Origin of the sequence: Neobacillus niacini (assembly GCF_036961885.1) — a bacterium.
Classification (GTDB): domain Bacteria; phylum Bacillota; class Bacilli; order Bacillales; family Cytobacillaceae; genus Neobacillus; species Neobacillus niacini_H.
The window spans coordinates 67,888-84,278 of the sequence record NZ_JBALNQ010000023.1 but is presented as its reverse complement, the minus strand read 5'-3'; the positions used below and the strand labels follow the sequence as shown (position 1 = coordinate 84,278).

The following is a 16,391-nucleotide window of genomic DNA, read 5'->3' as shown; positions in this document are numbered from 1 at the left end:
ATGAACCCCTCATGAGGACTATTTTTACTTCTCCACCGCAGTTTTGGGCTTCATGACCCCTCTACTTGCCAATCCGCCTTAAAAAAACTGTACCATATTCTTAGCAAGTTTTTCGTAGTTTTCATAAATAGCTTGATATACTTTGCTGTTTTCTTTATTCGGTAATACTGGATTTCCCATTGGAATATTCCTCTTGATTTCTTCAAATGAATCCACTTTACCAATCCCGACTAAAGCTGTCCATGCAGCGCCCCAAGCGGCACTATGATGGCTTTCAGACACATAAATTTCTGCTTCAAAGATATCTGCCATCATTTGCAGCCAAAGCGGAGATCTAGCCAATCCACCATTCACATAGATTTTTTTCGGCTCACCCGCTAACCTTTCCAGTGCCTTACCGATTTGATAGAGATTTAGCGTGACACCTTCTAAGACTGCTCGAATGAAATGTTCCTTTTTATGAGTAATTGTAACTCCATAGAAATTGCCCTTGGCCTGCTGATTCCAAACAGGTGCTCTCTCGCCATTTAAGTATGGAAGAAATAGAATTCCGTCAGCCCCTGGAGCGACCTTCTCTGCATCAGCCAGGAATTCTGTAAAACTTCTTTCATCATTTAGCAGATCCTTCAACCATTGTAAGACGATACCGCCATTGTTTGTCGGCCCGCCTACAATCGTAGTATCCGCTGTAAAGGAGTAACAAAATGTTTCTTGACTTTCATCAATTTTTACCCCTTTATTAAATTGCCTGATCGCTCCGCTTGTACCAACAGATACTGCAACTTCTCCAGGAAGAATGGCCCCTATTCCTAGGTTTGCTAACTGACCGTCCGCGGCACCCATTACAAACGGCATTTCTTGATTAATTCCCATTTCGTCAGCAACTTCTTTTTTTAGACCTGATAGCACTTTTGTAGGGGGAACAATTTCAGAAAGCTGTTCTCTTGAAATCCCCGCTAACTCCAATACCTCTGGTTCCCAATCAAGTGTAGCAGGGTTAAATAAGCCTGTAGCAGAAGCCATAGAATATTCAATTACTCTTTCACCAAACCAGGACAGGATCAAATATTCCTTGATTGACATGAAATAAACAGCTTCTTCATAGGGCTTATAGCTTGTCTCTTTCATCCACAACAATTTACTAAATGGAGTCATCGGATGTATAGGTGTTCCTGTTTTAGAATAAATGCTGCTGCCGATTGTTTTTTTCACAGCCTCTGCCTGGGCATAGCTTCTTCCATCCGCCCATATGAGTGCAGGGGAAATCGGACTGCCTTCCTCATTCACACATATAAGTGAATGCATAGCAGCTGAAAACCCTAGCGTGATTAACTCATCCTTACCAATAGAAGCCTTTTTAACAGCTTCCTTAATTGCCTCAACGGCAGAACGTTCTATTTCAATTGGATCTTGTTCAGACCAGCCTTGTTCGGGATAGTGGAAGCTATTCATTTTCTCAACATCAGAAATTAATTTTCCATTTATGTCAAAAACGCACGCTTTCACACTAGTAGTCCCGATATCTAGTCCCATTACAAACTCTCTTGACATACTCATCTTCCTTTTCAACGATCAATGTTGTTATCTATAGAAAAGGCTTTGGAAATTTCCAAAGCCCCCTTTTTTAATTTGTTACGTTAATACCTTATTCATACTGCCGCTCTGGTACCCAAGTAAATCTAAGGTAATATATTTGTATCCATATTCTTGAAGCTCACGAACAATCGAATCATGATTTTCTAAAACGATCTTCATATCGTTAGGTTCAACCTCAATCCTAGCAATTTCATCATGAGTACGAACACGTACTTGACGAATATGAAGACTTTTTAAAAAGCTTTCAGCTCTTTCAACCTTGGTTAACTTTTCTTTCGTGATGTACTCACCATAGGCAATCCTGGAAGATAAACAGGCAAATGAGGGTTTATCCCATGTTGGCAAATCAAACTGCTGGGAAAGCTCTCTAATTTCCTGCTTAAATAAATTCGCCTCTAACAGAGGACCGCGAATTCCCTTTTCCTTCGCCGCTTGCATCCCTGGCCGATGTTCATTCATATCATCAGCAATGACACCATAAACGACATTTTGGAATCCCTTTTCTTCCAATACCGGGATTAAATGATCGAATAAACTGCTTTTACAAAAGTAACAACGGTTTTTGTTATTCTCGGCATAACCAGGAATCGCTAATTCGGATGTTTCGATTACTTGGTGCTTAACGCCAATTTTTTCAGCAAGTACCCTTGCTTCTTCAAGCTCACTAGATGGATAGGTTTCCGAATCCGCTGTGACTGCAATGACTCGTTCAGCACCTAATGTGTCAACGGCAGCCTTTAATAAAAACGTACTATCAACGCCACCAGAGAATGCTACAACGACTGATTCCATTTCACGGAGAATAGACTGTAATTGATTATATTTGTCTGTAAGCATTGTCTCATCTCCCTTACAACATTTCTATCTATATTTACTATTTAACATATTATATGGACAACTTTCATATGTCCAAGAATTAAATTGTCATGCTGCCAAATCCGCCATCTACGCGAATAAGGGAGCCAGTTACAAAGCTAGAAGCTTTATCAGAAGCGAGCCAAACAGTAGCTCCTTGAAGCTCCTCCGCTTCCCCAAAGCGGTTCATTGGCGTATGTCTCATAATGGATTCAATACGTTCTTTATCTAAAATTTTACGATTTTGTTCTGCAGGGAAGAATCCAGGGATAATTGCATTTACACGAATTCCGTTAGGAGCAAATTCCCGCGCTAAAAATTGTGTTACACTGTTAAGCCCTGCTTTTGATACGGAGTAAGTAAATACTCTTGAAAGTGGTGTAGTGGATGATACAGACGAAATATTAATGATACTGCCTTTTCGATCCTGTTCAATCATTTTCTTTGCAAAAATCTGACAAGTTAAAATGATGCCCTTTAGGTTAATATCCATGATTTTATCGTATTCATCCATGCCTAGGTCAAAAAATGGTGTGGCACTGTTGGTACCTGGAGCATTTAAAAGAATATCCCAGCCGCCAGACCATTGTTCAATTTCATTAGCAGCTTGAATCAAAGAATCCTTTGAACTAACATCTGCTTGAAACGCCTTTGCTTCTCCGCCATTGTCTTTAATTTCCTTGACGACTGCTTCAGCTGTTTCTAAATTACGACCCACAATTGCTACCTTGGCACCGTGTGCAGCCAAGCCTTTTGCCATCGCTGATCCTAATACTCCGTTTCCTCCAACTGCAACTGCTGTTTTTCCTGCTAAATCGAATAAATTTGTCATGTTCAACTCTCCCTAGTTTTAATATAAGTTTCCGTTCTCATCAAATGGCAAATCGTAAAGGTCAGAAATTAGTTCCATATGCGGATGTTGCTTCACATATTCAACTAAGGCCTCTGATACTTCAATTTCACTTAACTCTAACGTATTTTTAATCCGGACCAATTTTACTTTATTGAAGTCTAAAATATTACTTGTTTTAACCGCCGCTTGGATGGCTTCACGATCATTCGGTAATGTGGTAGCGATTTTTGTTGGGGCTACGACCGTTGAAGTTAAGCCATTAGCATAAGTTACTTCCAGGTCCATCCTGTCCACTAACCGCTTGGTTGTAAAATCAGCCGTTCCAACGCCATTGGCATTCCCCTCTGTTTGTGGCGTTAGACCCAGAACAACCATCTTGTTAACATCAGGACCGCCATGTGCATATGGAGTAGGATAGCGCCCAGTGATATTTGGATCCATTCCATCGCCTGAGATATTTTTACCAATCTGATCAATGACTAGCACTTCTAGTTGCTCAAAATATAACTTTGGTAAAAGTTCTTTCGCTTTTGTCTGCAAATCAGCTTCTTTTTCAATAATCTCCGCTGGTGAAAGAACATCGACACCTGCGATTTTATCAAATGCATTCTCGATTGTTGCCACTCCAAATAGCAATGGTTTTTTCTCCATAATCATTTTAGCCATTGCAGGAACATTCTCTGCCATATATTTAAAGCCCAGCTGATGACAGGCCTCTGCTCCACGTTGCTTACCTAATCCAATACTAATCATTTTCATAATGCCGCTTTCTACTGGCCCGCGGAATGCAGTATGTGGCTTCACACGATTAATCACAACAATACCATCTGCTTCTGAAGCATACTTATCGACATAAACAGGCAGACCGTTTGGTAATTCCCCGAGTTTTACCACTTCCATCGACGAGCGGATCTCACAGCCGGCACTTTCTTCTGTCACCCCAAGATGAGCCAGAACTTCTCGTTGCCCTTCCGCAGTTGCGCCGCCATGACTTCCCATACTCGGTACAATGAACGGTTTAGCTCCAAGATCCTTTAAGAACTTAACTGTTACAGCGGTTAATTCAACAAGACGGTCAAGGCCCCGGCTTCCCACTGCAACGGCAATTTCCATTCCAGGTTTGACTGTTGATTTAATATGTTCTTGCTGTAACTTTGCTAACAAAGCTGGTTCTAAATCTTCAATCTTCGTATTATCGAACTTTACCTTCACCTTTGCCATCTTTGGTACTGGAATATCTTTTAATAAGTCTTGAAGAATGCCCATTACATTACCTCACTTCTTTTTATACTTTTAAGTATTACACAAGGTAGTTTATTCCATGTATGGAAACAAGTCTAGTTCTTCAAATATTATTCCCTTGTAATCCCTTTCAAAATTCCTTATGTAATGAAACTTATTGGAAACTATTTTAATTTGTTTACCAAACAAACTAATTAACTGTATAATATCATTATGATAAGATTTCCGTCAAACATTATTAACCGTTTCAAACCAATTTTTTAAAAAATATCTTGGAGGTTCGCTATGCTTACAGGAGATGCTTCCTTTATAAAAAAGATAAATAGATCATTGATCATTAGTAAGATTATTGAACATGGCATGATTTCTCGTGCTGATTTAGCCAAAATTACAGGATTAAATAAAGCAACTATTTCTGTACAGGCAGCTGAATTATTAGCGGAAGAATTAATTATTGAATCAAAGCAAGAGCATAAAAATCTTGGGAGAAGGCCCATCATGCTCTCTCTTAACCATCAGGCAGGTTTTGCATTAGGAATTGACCTCGACAAGTATACGATAACCTTTACCTTATCTGATCTAAATGGACATCCAGTTAGCGTCGATAGTATCGAAATTCAAACTTCCGACTACACCGCTATCACAGAAATATTAAGTAGAGAAATAGGAAAATATCAAGAACTTTCATCTAACACTCATTACGGGCTTATTGGAGCTGTTGTGGGCATTCATGGAATTGTAAATAACGATGAAATGATCTATTTTGTTCCCTACCATAAGTGGCATAATAAAAATTTAAAAGAGGACTTACAAAATGTTACCGGTGTTAGTATCTACGTAGAAAATAATGCAAATTTATGTTCGTTTGCTGAACGTGTCTATAAACACCATCAAAGTGAGAACCTGCTTTCTGTTAGCTTGTATTCTGGTATTGGTCTAGGGATTATGGTAAAAGGCAATCTGCTAAAGGGATACCATGGTTATGCAGGAGAAATTGGACATATGATTGTCGTCCCTGATGGCAAACCATGCAGCTGTGGTAATTTAGGGTGCTGGGAGCAATATGCTTCAGAATATAGTTTTGTCACCCATTTATCAGCGGTAAAAAATAACGCAGTACTTACGTACAACGATATATCAAAGTGGTTGATCGAGGCCGATCCAACGACTTGTATGCACATGGCACACTATATTAAACACCTTTCTATTGGACTGAATAACATTATTAACCTCTACAATCCTGAAATATTAGTATTGAATAGTGAATTACTTCAATTATACCCGAATGCACTGAAAGATATAAAAGCACATATATCCTCTACAGTCGGCCATTATAGCGAACTTCTCATTTCTGATTTTGGGAAGAAGGCGTGCAGCATGGGGGCTTGTGCAGTTGCGATCAAAAACTTTCTAAATATTTCTGAACTACGATTATCGGTTCCCGCCTCACAAAGTAATGCGGTAAATTAAGTTTTAATGTGAAAATCAGCAAAAAACCGAGAAAAACGGTGAAATACTAAGAAAAAGGCAGTGACAACCGCTTTCATCCAAGTTGTTTTCGTTTTCATCCAAGTTGTTTCCGTTTTCACCCACTTTGTAAAAAATCCTCCTATACTGGATAATAAAGGTATCAACTAATAGGAGGAATAATAATGAAAAAGCTTCTAGAAAAAATCATTAAAAGTATTGAAAAAAATGGAGAGTACATCCCATTCGATCTAGCTGAACCAATAAGAACCAATTCACAAAGATAAAAAGTGAATTGGTTTTTTTATGTTCTTTTTTTATCTCGTATCATATTAGTGGGGTATTCGGAATCAATTCGGCATTCGGACAGTTTTAGTGTTTCCACAGGCATTCTTGTCCGAATCAATTCGGCACTTTAGGAAAAATAGTGTTATAACATCTCTTAGAACAACAATACAACTTTATTTTTACCACTCTAGCCTCTACGTTCAAAAAGAAAACCCCAGCAAATGAATGCCAGGGTCCCCATTATTTTATTCCATCCAGTTTGTATGGAAAATACCTTCTTTATCAATTCTTTGGTACGTGTGAGCTCCAAAGTAGTCACGTTGCGCCTGTAAAAGGTTAGCTGGAAGGGTTTCAGTCCGGTAGCTGTCATAGTATGCAATTGCACTTGCAAACGATGGTACAGGAATCCCGCGCTCAATCGCAACCGCAAGAACTTGACGTAATGGCTGCTGATAACCTTCAACAATTTCCTTAAAGTAAGGGTCTAATAAAAGATTTTTTAGTTCTGGATCACGATCATAAGCATCCTTAATTTTTTGTAGGAATTGAGCACGAATGATACAGCCGCCGCGGAAAATCATCGCAATGTCTCCGTAACGAAGATTCCAATCGTATTCCTCTGACGCTGCACGCATTTGTGCAAAGCCTTGTGCATAAGAAACAAGTTTGCTCATATATAAAGCTTTACGAACAGCTTCAATTAGTTCTTCTTTGTTGCCATCAAATGCCTTAACTTCAGGTCCATTAAGAATCTTGCTAGCCTTAACGCGCTCATCCTTCAATGCAGAAATAAAACGGGCAAATACGGATTCTGTGATAATTGGAAGTGGAACACCTAAGTCTAGTGCATTTTGGCTTGTCCATTTTCCTGTTCCCTTTTGTCCAGCAGTATCGAGGATTAGGTCAACCATTGGTTTACCTGTTTCTTCATCCACTTTTGTAAAGATATCAGCTGTAATTTCAATTAAATAGCTGTCTAGTTCGCCTTTATTCCATTCAGCAAAAACCTCATGAAGTTCCTGCGCATTCAAACCAAGAACGTTCTTTAGAATAAAATAAGCTTCACAAATTAATTGCATATCACCGTATTCAATTCCGTTATGAACCATTTTTACATAGTGACCTGCACCGTTTGGACCAATGTATGTACAGCAAGCATCGCCCTCCACTTTTGCAGAAATCGCTTCTAAGATTGGTTTAACAAGATTATAAGCTTCTTCTTTACCGCCTGGCATGATTGAAGGACCTTTTAATGCGCCTTCCTCTCCACCTGAAACGCCTGTACCAATGAAGTGGAATCCTGCAGTTTCTAATTCTTTGTTACGTCTAATTGTATCTTGGAAGAAAGTATTTCCGCCGTCGATAAGGATATCGCCTTCTTCAAGGTATGGTTTTAAGGAGTCGATAGTTGCATCTGTTGCACCACCAGCTTTAACCATTAATAAAATTTTGCGAGGCTTCTCTAAAGAATTAACGAATTCTTCTACAGTTTTAGCTCCAACAAAGTTTTTACCCTCTGCTTCGTTCTTTAAAAATTCCTCGGTTTTTTCATATGAACGATTGAAAACTGCAACAGAATAACCTCTGCTCTCGATATTTAACGCTAAGTTTTTTCCCATTACTGCTAAACCAACTACACCAATTTGTTGTTTCGTCATCATATTCTCTCCTTTATTATTTTAACAAGAACGTTAGCCCTTGTAGTTAATGTCATATTTGAACCAGCCCTTTAACATAACCACAAAATTCAATCGAAGTCTAACATTTAACCTGTTACGTACCTCTACTTTTTAAGTTACTTCTATGTTATCTTGCTCTTTTTTAAAAAATTCAACCATGTATTTCTTTATGTAAAAAGGATTGGAGCCTTTGAAAGCTCCCCCTTTTTATAACTTTTATCTCTGTAAAAAGTAGTTTTCTGCATTATAATAACCAATATTTCTTACCATCTGTTCCATAAATGCCATATCATTAGGTGCTAGACCCTTTTCAACCCAATCCCCGATAAGGTTGCAAAGGATACGACGGAAATAATCATGACGTGCATAAGATAAGAAGCTTCTTGAATCAGTCAGCATACCAATAAAGTGGCTTAATACTCCTACATTCGCAAAATCCTTCATTTGTCGCTCCATGCCATCAATATGGTCAAGGAACCACCAGCCGGAACCTAATTGGACTTTTCCAGGCACTCCTTCTTCATAGAAGTTTGCCATCATTCCAGCTAGCACAACATTATCTTTTTGATTTAGGTTAAACAAAACCGTTCTTGGCAATGCATCTTGTTGATCTAAACCATCTAGGAACCGTGCTATCCCTTCGGCAAAATTGGATTCACCAACTGAGTCAAAGCCAGTGTCCGGACCAAGCAAGTTTTTCATTTTGGTATTTGTGCTGCGAAGAGCTCCCATATGAAGCTGCATGACCCATTGTTTTTCTGCATACATCTTTCCAAGCTCAGTTAATAAGAACCATTTATATGCAGATACTTCCTCATTGGTAAGTTCTTCTCCACTTAAACGTTTCGCGTATAACGCTGCTATTTCTTCTTTTGAGGTTTCAACGTACTCAATTTTTGGAATATCATGATCCGAAGCACGTCCGCCATTTTCATGGAAGAAATCTACTCGCTGCTTAAGAGCTGCTAAGTATCCATCAAAAGAATCTGTCTTAACTCCAGAAACTTGTTCAAGTTTTTCAGTCCAGTCCCGATATCCAGGACGTTCAATGAATAACGCTCCATCCGGACGGAAGGTTGGCGCAATGATGGTTTGGAATGATTCGTCGTTTTTCAGTAATTGATGGAACTCTAAAGTAGAAATAGGATCATCTGTCGTTCCAATAAACTTGACGTTTGATTTTTCAATAAATGCCCTTGATCTGTATTCAGGTTTTTGCAGCTTCTCATTACATTCATCAAAGATTTCACGGGCAGTTTCAGGGCTAAGGATTTTATCAATCCCAAAATACATTTTTAGTTCTAGATGTGTCCAATGGTAAAGCGGATTTCCAATTAGATGGGGAACTGTTTCTGCCCAAGCAGAGAATTTTTCCCAATCAGATGCATCTCCAGTAATGAAGCGCTCACCGATACCATGCATTCTCATCGTACGCCATTTGTAATGGTCCCCGCCTAGCCAGATTTCTGTAATACTCTTATACGACTTGTTCTCCCAAACCTCTTGTGGATTGAGGTGACAATGGAAATCAAAAATGGGTAGTCCTTTAATGGCATGATTGTAAAGATGAACTGCTGTGTCTGAATTTAATAAAAATTGATCATCTAAAAATGTTTTCATTCTATACCCTCCTAAATGATATAATGTTTCTGTAAACCCTTTCAATTATCAAAACACACAAAAGGAATAGCTGCATACTTTTAATTTGTTTACTAAACAAATTAAATAACATACTAAATTTATCATGTTTAATATGTTACGTCAATTATCAGTTTATGAAAAAAATAAAACAAATACGAACATGCTTTTATAACCTGATATAATGAAAATGGAATTATACATAGAGCATTGTTTCTGAATGGGGGATTATCTATGATTACCGGTGACGCGTCATATATAAAAAGTATTAATCGTGCCATCATATTAAGAGAAATTGTCAAGGCTGGGATGATTTCCAGAGCAGACATATCAAAAGTAACTGAATTGACAAGAGCAACAGTATCCGCACAAGCAGCCGTCCTCTTGGAAGAAGAGTTGATTGTTGAGACACAGCTGGAGCACTATACAGTTGGCAGAAAACCAATTATGCTTTCTTTAAATAAAAATGCGGGATATGCATTAGGAATTGACCTCGATTATGGTCATATATCATTTACACTTTCAAATCTTTTTGGATGTCCAATAACGAGCTGCACGATTGAAATCAACACCACAGAATATTCGGAGATTCTCCCAATATTAATAGCACAAATCCAAAAATTCCAAGCAGAATACACGGATACCAAATATGGAATTGTCGGAGTGGTAATTGCTATCCACGGCCTTGTTTCCAAGGATGAAGTGGTCCACTTTGTTCCACGTTTAGGCTGGACGGATATTAATTTGAAAAATGATCTTGAAAGTGAAATTGATTTAGATATATATATAGAAAATAATGCAAATTTAAGCTCCTTTGCAGAGAGAGTATTTTCCTATCATGAGACAGATAATTTATTATGTGCCACCCTTTATTCTGGTATCGGTTTGGGTATGATGATGAAAAATGATTTTTTCCGTGGGCATAGTGGTTATGCTGGAGAGATTGGACATATGATTGTTGTTCCTGAGGGGAAGCCATGTAGTTGTGGAAACAAAGGCTGTTGGGAAAAATACTCTTCTGAATCTAGTATTTTTCTTTATTTGTCTGAAAAAAGGCAAATTAAAAACCTTACATATGAACATATCCAATCGTGGTTGGATGAAGGCGATGAAGAGGTCCATCAACTAATGGAACAATTTATCTACTATTTAGCCATTGGGTTAAACAATATGATTAATATGTACAACCCTGATGTGCTTGTTCTGGATAGTAAGCTGCTCCATATGTATCCAGGAGCGCTTGATAAAATTAAAGGGAACCTTAACTCCTCGATTAGTCATTATCGGGAACTATCACTCTCTTCTCTTGGAAAAAAGTCATCCATCCTAGGTGCTTGTGCACTTGCTATTAAACATTTCTTAAATGTTTCGATGTTAAATTTATCTTTAGAGAATCAATAATATTGAAATCGACTTCTTATTATCACGAAACTTGTTATTTCGCATAAAAAAGGTTGTTAAGCCGGAGCTTAACAACCTTTTTACTATATTAGGCTTTTCTTTTTTCTGCTAAATCAATAGCAAGTTGTTCTGTACGCTTTTTGTTTAATGGATAAAAGAATACAAGGATTAAGAATACTGCACCAAGTGTAAGTGCAGGTACTAGCGTACCAAGTGTATGAATTCCTTGTAAAGTTTCCGCAGTTTGTGCTTCAGCACCCGCAGTGTAACCTACTGCTGCGATAACAGCACCACCAACACCACCAGCAACTGCTTGACCGATTTTACGAGCCATTGAATAGATGGAGTAAACGGTACCATCTTCACGTAGACCAGTTAAATACTCATGGTAATCAATAACATCTGTAACAAATGCCCAAACAACAAGGTTGAAAATCCCATAACCAATCATAGCAACTGTTAAAATACTGATAAATTGCATTGCTGATAAATTTGGAAGGAAATATAGAGCAGTGTATACAACAGTCGCTAATAATAAGCCGCCTGATGCCACTTCTTTTTTACCGAATTTCTTAACTAATGGCTGGATAAATGGCATTGCCACAAAAACCGCTACTGATTGAAGAAGACCAACCATACTTAACGCTTTCGCATTTCCGAAATAATCCTTAAATAGGTATACGTTTACAGTACCAATTAACATAAAGACAACCATGAATGTTAAAGCAGCTACAAGGAACACCATTAACGGTTTGTTTTTAACAAGACCCTTCATTGTTGTGCCTATGTTCACTTTTTGTTTATTTGTTTCATCCATAGTAATACGTTCAACAGATAATTTATAGCAAGCCATGTAACAAACGATTGCTAGGCCGCCAAAAAGTAATGCCGCGATTAGGAAGCGATTCGCATCAGGTCTATTGTTAACAAACAAAATCATTGGTCCAACTACGTTTATAATTAAGCCTGCTAGGTTCATACCTAATGTTCTCCAGCTTGATAATGCAGTACGGTGAACTGGATCAGCTGTGATAACAGAAGCCATTGAGCCATAAGGAATATTAACAGTAGAGTATAATGTTCCCCAGATAATATAGGTTATATATGCATAAGCAAGGTAAAATCCATCAGACATGCCAGGTATTGTCACGAACATCAAGATACCAGAGATAACGAGTGGGAAAGACATCCTAAATATCCATGGTCTAAACTTTCCTTGAGGTGTAGCCTTTCTAGTATCGATAAAACGGCCCCACGTTACATCAGCAAAAGCATCCCAAAGACGTGCAATCATAAATAATAGACCTACTTGAGCTGGGTTGATACCGAAAATATCTGTATAGAATACCATCAGGAACGCTGCTACTAGAATAAAGAAGAAATCGTTTCCAAAATCACCAAACATATAACCCAACTTATCTTTCATCCCAAATGGACGAACTTCTTTTCCCCCTGTCTGTGGGGACTCTACTTTCTTTTGTAATGCTTGTACCATTGTTAACCCTCCCATAAAATCGTTCTAAGTTAGTAAATGTAAGCCCTTTAAATAATTACAAAAATTTTGAAGCTATTTTGTGAAGCTAGTTACTTTATAAACATTTTTTTATCTCAAGATTGGATTTATTCACCAATTAATTAGTTTAATGAACTAACAAATTAACTGGTATTGATAGAATATCACCCTCGACATTTTTCGTCAACACTATTTTGTAAGCGTTATTAAATTTTTTTTTACCATTTTATGAATCTTCCATCTTTAAACAATCCGCTTCTACTGGTTAATCATTTTAACAGCTTAATTAATGTGATAGGATAAATTTAGAAAAGAAAATGTTTCCAACTTATTTTTGAGAGGAGAGAGAATGAATGCTTAAGCGGCCTGTAGAAAATGAATACCCAGAATATTATCTTCCTTATATCAACCTAGTGCCACAAGGAGATTTGTTACAGATTTTACAGGAGAACCTTCAGGAGGTTGTAAATCTTTTTGAAGGTATTTCCGAGGAGAAAGCTTACTATCGTTATGCTCCGGGAAAATGGAGTGTAAAAGAGCTTCTTGGACATATTACCGATACAGAAAGAATCATGTGCTATCGGCTACTGCGGGTTGGCCGTGGCGATCAAACCCCTTTGGCAGGATTTAACGAGAATGATTATGTTCAGGGTGCACAAACAAACAACCTATCGATGGAAGCTATCCTTGAAGACTTTAAGGCAGTACGAAACGCCACCATCTCCCTAATCCGGAATCTCCCTGCCTCAGCATGGGCAAACAAAGGAAACGCAAATGGTTTGGAAATCACCACAAGAGCCATCGCCTATATCGTCGCAGGCCACCAAATTCACCACTGCAAAATAGTTGAGGATAGATATTTATGAGTTGAAGTTAATGTTGGTGCCTGTCACCAAGGTGACACCTAAAAGGTGTTCACCGCTCGTGGTCACCGTCCACCCCAGGCGGACAAATTCTAAAGAGGTTTAGCAGGTACGCCACCAAAAAAAGCTCAGCCCTTACGAGGTGGAACGGGTTTACTTGCGAGGTGCAAGACGTTAAACCACAGACCTAATCGCTGGCAAATAACAAAAATTTCACAACACAAATCACAGTATATATCACAGACAAAAAAGGCTTAGAGTTATTTTCAACCCTAAGCCTTTTCATATTATCTTATTTTACAAACGCACCAGTTCGCACAATAACAAAAAGCTGCCGCAACGACAGCACTAATCTTTAACTCTTGGACCTGTTAGTTTAATAAGCTTATTTTATAAATTCGTTTATTAATTGCTCTGTTGTCAGTATTGTAGCAAATTCATCGTGCAATGTAGCTAGAGATATATTATGTATAGTTGCTGCATCATAAAATGTATCATTTTGGTCCTTCATACCGAAAGCTGCTGTTGCATCTGAAATCAGGTATGTAGCGAAACCTAAATTACCACTCATTCTTGTAGTTGTTGATACACAATGAGGTGTAGTCAAACCAGTTATTACAACTGTTGTTATTCCATTTACTTTTAAAAACTCTTCTAAATTTGTACCAATAAAGCTACTATTTACTTTCTTCGTTATAATTACTTCTTCATCAATAGGTTCAACTATTTCTTTTATAGCAAACCCCTCATTCTTCGGATAAAATACAGAACTAGGATTATCGGAAGTGTGTTGAATGTGTATTACTGACCATCCTTTACCCCTCCATAGTTGTAGTATTCTACTAATGTTTTCTTCTGCATTTAGATTATTTCGCTCTCCCCATTTTTCATCATCGAAAGCTTTTTGAACATCAACTATAATTAAAGCTTTTTTCTTTTCCACCATATGATTTCCCCCTAAGTTGGTTTTCCTATTTATCTAATTTCATAAAACAACCATTCAGATAGTTCTCCACCCATTTTTTTATAAAGGGATTGGGCTACAAAATTATCTTTTGCTGTTTCCCAAGTCATAGATATAAAATCATTTTTCCGTATGTAATCTAAACTGGTTTGAAATAGCTTTTCTCCTACTTTTTTTCCTCTTGCATTTGGAACCACAAATAAATCATTTAAAATTGCCTGTCTTTTTACCTTTAGGGTACTAAAAGTAAAATACAAAGTGGCAAATCCAATTATTTCCCCATCTTCTTCAGCCACAAACTGAAGTCCACTTGAAGGATTTTCAAGTAAATAATTTATCAATCCCTTTAACTTGTTTTCTTCAGGTTCAGGTTGATTATAAAAATCCACAATGTATTGTTCCATTAGAACTTTTAGTTTTGAAATATCCGCTTCTTGAGATTTTCTGATTTCAATATTATTCATATCGTTTCTCCCTTTTTGAATTATGGTAAAATTATATAAATGAATTGACCAGTATAAAAGTGACAGTTTGATAAAAATTAAAGGGGTCAGTTATGGGAGATGAAATTAATGGATTTTACTCTAAAATTTGATGGACAATCAAAAGAGCCCTTGTATATGCAACTTTACCAACACATAAAAGAAGAAATTCAAAAAGGGATTCTAGATGCTGGAACTCGTTTACCATCAATCCGGCAACTTTCATCGTATTTAAATGTAAGTAAAAACACGATAGAATTAGCTTATCAACAATTAATTGCTGAAGGATATGTAGATAGTCGAGCAAGAAGTGGCTTATATGTGGTGGAAAATAACACGGACATAATTCCAATCAAAAAAGCACAGGCAAAATTATTTGATGAAGTTTTAAATGAGCACAAAGAAACATTTGAATATGATTTCCGACAGGGAAGAATTGATTTAGAACATTTTCCTTATACAACTTGGAGAAAACTTTCGAACCAGGTGTTATTTCCTGAGAACAAAAGTAATTTTTTGTACGGAGACCCTCAAGGTGAGCTAGAACTTAGGAGAGAAATAGCACAATATCTCTATCAATCCAGAGGTGTAAATTGTTCTCTAAGCCAGATCCTTGTTGGATCTGGGATCCAGCAATTGCTAACAACTTTCTGCCAAATAATCGGTGTAAATAATCAATCCATTGCCATTGAAGAGCCTTCATATGATGGTGCGAGAATGGTTTTTAAAAACTTAGGTTTTAACTTACACCCCATCTTGTTGGATGAAACAGGAATTAATATGGAGCACTTAAAAATTAGTGATGCAAATGTGGTATATGTTACACCTTCTCATCAATTTCCTTGTGGAATGATAATGCCTTATTCGAAACGAATGGAATTAATACAGTGGGCAGAGCATCGTAACGGTTTCATAATTGAAGATGATTATGACGGAGAGTTTAGATACATTGGAAAGCCAATTCCTTCTTTACAAGGATTAGACCCAAATGGAAGGGTTATTTATTTAGGTACTTTTTCTAAAGCTTTATTACCTGCTTTACGAATGAGTTATATGGTTTTACCAAAATATTTGTTGTCGGTTTTCAAACGAAACTTTGCCTCCTATGAGCAAACTGTATCAAAAATTCATCAAATAACTATGCAGTTGTTTATGGAAGAAGGACATTGGGAAAGACATATACGGAAAATGAGAAAAATTTATCAAAAAAAACATGCAACGCTTATTTCAAGTATTATAAATATAATGGATGACAAAGTTAATATAGTTGGCAGTCATTCAGGCTTGCATATTTTATTACAAGTAAACAACAAAATGACTGAGAAAGAGCTTGTACAAACTGCACTAAGAAATAAAGTAAAGGTTTATCCAACATCGATATATTTTAATGATTTACGGCATATTAATAAACCTCTGATCCAACTAGGATTTGGTGGATTAACAGAACATCAAATAACGGAAGGAATTATTCTTTTGAATAAAGCTTGGTTTGAATAATTATAAACAACAGATTTACTTTTAGTTATTGGGTATACGCACCCCTTCATTTT

At 37.3% G+C, this 16,391-nt stretch carries 14 protein-coding genes; 4 read left to right on the top strand and 10 right to left on the bottom strand.

Annotation, left to right across the window (positions count from 1 at the left end; genetic code table 11):
• Nucleotides 1-78 precede the first annotated feature (78 nt).
• From V7124_RS11145 to V7124_RS11130, 4 genes are all read right to left on the bottom strand, one after another.
• Nucleotides 79-1,551 carry a gluconokinase gene (locus V7124_RS11145; protein ID WP_335488978.1) on the bottom strand — a complete coding sequence of 491 codons (1,473 nt, stop codon included), beginning with the start codon at nt 1,549-1,551 and terminating at the stop codon, nt 79-81.
• Nucleotides 1,552-1,632: 81 nt separating this feature from the next.
• On the bottom strand, nt 1,633-2,433 hold the full coding sequence (gene larE / locus V7124_RS11140) for an ATP-dependent sacrificial sulfur transferase LarE (RefSeq protein ID WP_335412492.1): 801 nt from the start codon (nt 2,431-2,433) through the stop codon (nt 1,633-1,635).
• A 79-nt stretch (nt 2,434-2,512) separates the two neighbouring features.
• Nucleotides 2,513-3,283 (bottom strand): SDR family oxidoreductase, encoded by a 771-nt coding sequence (locus tag V7124_RS11135; protein WP_335412493.1) that lies wholly within the window; start codon nt 3,281-3,283, stop codon nt 2,513-2,515.
• Nucleotides 3,284-3,301: 18 nt separating this feature from the next.
• Nucleotides 3,302-4,570: a lactate racemase domain-containing protein gene (locus V7124_RS11130; protein ID WP_335488975.1), complete on the bottom strand. Its 1,269-nt coding sequence runs from the start codon at nt 4,568-4,570 to the stop codon at nt 3,302-3,304.
• A 261-nt stretch (nt 4,571-4,831) separates the two neighbouring features.
• Between V7124_RS11130 and V7124_RS11125 the strand changes: the two genes are divergently transcribed.
• Complete coding sequence (locus V7124_RS11125; protein WP_335412498.1) at nt 4,832-6,016, top strand: ROK family transcriptional regulator; 1,185 nt, start codon at nt 4,832-4,834, stop codon at nt 6,014-6,016.
• Here V7124_RS11125 and V7124_RS11120 read toward each other — a convergent pair.
• From V7124_RS11120 to uxaC, 3 genes are all read right to left on the bottom strand, one after another.
• Complete coding sequence (locus V7124_RS11120; protein WP_335488972.1) at nt 6,013-6,135, bottom strand: hypothetical protein; 123 nt, start codon at nt 6,133-6,135, stop codon at nt 6,013-6,015. The genes V7124_RS11125 and V7124_RS11120 overlap by 4 nt on opposite strands.
• Before the next feature lie 411 nt (nt 6,136-6,546).
• Entirely contained in the window at nt 6,547-7,959 is a 1,413-nt protein-coding gene (gene gndA / locus V7124_RS11115) for an NADP-dependent phosphogluconate dehydrogenase (protein ID WP_335412499.1), read from the bottom strand.
• 237 nt (nt 7,960-8,196) lie between these two features.
• The gene (uxaC, locus tag V7124_RS11110) at nt 8,197-9,600 is read right to left on the bottom strand and encodes a glucuronate isomerase (RefSeq protein WP_335412500.1); all 1,404 of its coding nucleotides are present in this window, start codon (nt 9,598-9,600) and stop codon (nt 8,197-8,199) included.
• A 252-nt stretch (nt 9,601-9,852) separates the two neighbouring features.
• Between uxaC and V7124_RS11105 the strand changes: the two genes are divergently transcribed.
• Complete coding sequence (locus V7124_RS11105) at nt 9,853-11,019, top strand: ROK family transcriptional regulator (protein ID WP_335412502.1); 1,167 nt, start codon at nt 9,853-9,855, stop codon at nt 11,017-11,019.
• A gap of 88 nt (nt 11,020-11,107) precedes the next feature.
• Here V7124_RS11105 and V7124_RS11100 read toward each other — a convergent pair whose 3' ends face one another.
• A complete protein-coding gene (locus tag V7124_RS11100) occupies nt 11,108-12,514 on the bottom strand; it encodes an MFS transporter (RefSeq protein ID WP_335412504.1) in 1,407 nt (468 codons plus the stop codon).
• A 371-nt stretch (nt 12,515-12,885) separates the two neighbouring features.
• Between V7124_RS11100 and V7124_RS11095 the strand changes: the two genes are divergently transcribed.
• Nucleotides 12,886-13,398, top strand: coding sequence for a DinB family protein (locus V7124_RS11095; RefSeq protein WP_335488970.1), 513 nt, complete (start codon nt 12,886-12,888; stop codon nt 13,396-13,398).
• Nucleotides 13,399-13,780: 382 nt separating this feature from the next.
• On the opposite strand, the gene V7124_RS11090 is transcribed toward V7124_RS11095, so the two are convergent.
• Together V7124_RS11090 and V7124_RS11085 are read right to left on the bottom strand one after the other, a co-directional pair.
• Nucleotides 13,781-14,338, bottom strand: coding sequence for a cysteine hydrolase family protein (locus V7124_RS11090; RefSeq protein ID WP_335489144.1), 558 nt, complete (start codon nt 14,336-14,338; stop codon nt 13,781-13,783).
• A 32-nt stretch (nt 14,339-14,370) separates the two neighbouring features.
• Entirely contained in the window at nt 14,371-14,823 is a 453-nt protein-coding gene (locus V7124_RS11085) for a GNAT family N-acetyltransferase (RefSeq protein WP_335412508.1), read from the bottom strand.
• A gap of 108 nt (nt 14,824-14,931) precedes the next feature.
• On the opposite strand from V7124_RS11085, the gene V7124_RS11080 reads away from it, so the two are divergent.
• On the top strand, nt 14,932-16,338 hold the full coding sequence (locus V7124_RS11080) for a PLP-dependent aminotransferase family protein (protein WP_335488968.1): 1,407 nt from the start codon (nt 14,932-14,934) through the stop codon (nt 16,336-16,338).
• Nucleotides 16,339-16,391 lie beyond the last annotated feature (53 nt).

Excerpts from the sequence above, each read along its gene's own strand:
- V7124_RS11145 (WP_335488978.1), bottom strand. The coding sequence starts at position 1,551 with ATGTCAAGAGAGTTTGTAATGGGACTAGATATCGGGACTACTAGTGTG.
- larE (WP_335412492.1), bottom strand. The coding sequence starts at position 2,433 with ATGCTTACAGACAAATATAATCAATTACAGTCTATTCTCCGTGAAATG.
- V7124_RS11135 (WP_335412493.1), bottom strand. The coding sequence starts at position 3,283 with ATGACAAATTTATTCGATTTAGCAGGAAAAACAGCAGTTGCAGTTGGA.
- V7124_RS11130 (WP_335488975.1), bottom strand. The coding sequence starts at position 4,570 with ATGGGCATTCTTCAAGACTTATTAAAAGATATTCCAGTACCAAAGATG.
- V7124_RS11125 (WP_335412498.1), top strand. The coding sequence starts at position 4,832 with ATGCTTACAGGAGATGCTTCCTTTATAAAAAAGATAAATAGATCATTG.
- gndA (WP_335412499.1), bottom strand. The coding sequence starts at position 7,959 with ATGACGAAACAACAAATTGGTGTAGTTGGTTTAGCAGTAATGGGAAAA.
- uxaC (WP_335412500.1), bottom strand. The coding sequence starts at position 9,600 with ATGAAAACATTTTTAGATGATCAATTTTTATTAAATTCAGACACAGCA.
- V7124_RS11105 (WP_335412502.1), top strand. The coding sequence starts at position 9,853 with ATGATTACCGGTGACGCGTCATATATAAAAAGTATTAATCGTGCCATC.
- V7124_RS11100 (WP_335412504.1), bottom strand. The coding sequence starts at position 12,514 with ATGGTACAAGCATTACAAAAGAAAGTAGAGTCCCCACAGACAGGGGGA.
- V7124_RS11095 (WP_335488970.1), top strand. The coding sequence starts at position 12,886 with ATGCTTAAGCGGCCTGTAGAAAATGAATACCCAGAATATTATCTTCCT.
- V7124_RS11085 (WP_335412508.1), bottom strand. The coding sequence starts at position 14,823 with ATGAATAATATTGAAATCAGAAAATCTCAAGAAGCGGATATTTCAAAA.
- V7124_RS11080 (WP_335488968.1), top strand. The coding sequence starts at position 14,932 with ATGGATTTTACTCTAAAATTTGATGGACAATCAAAAGAGCCCTTGTAT.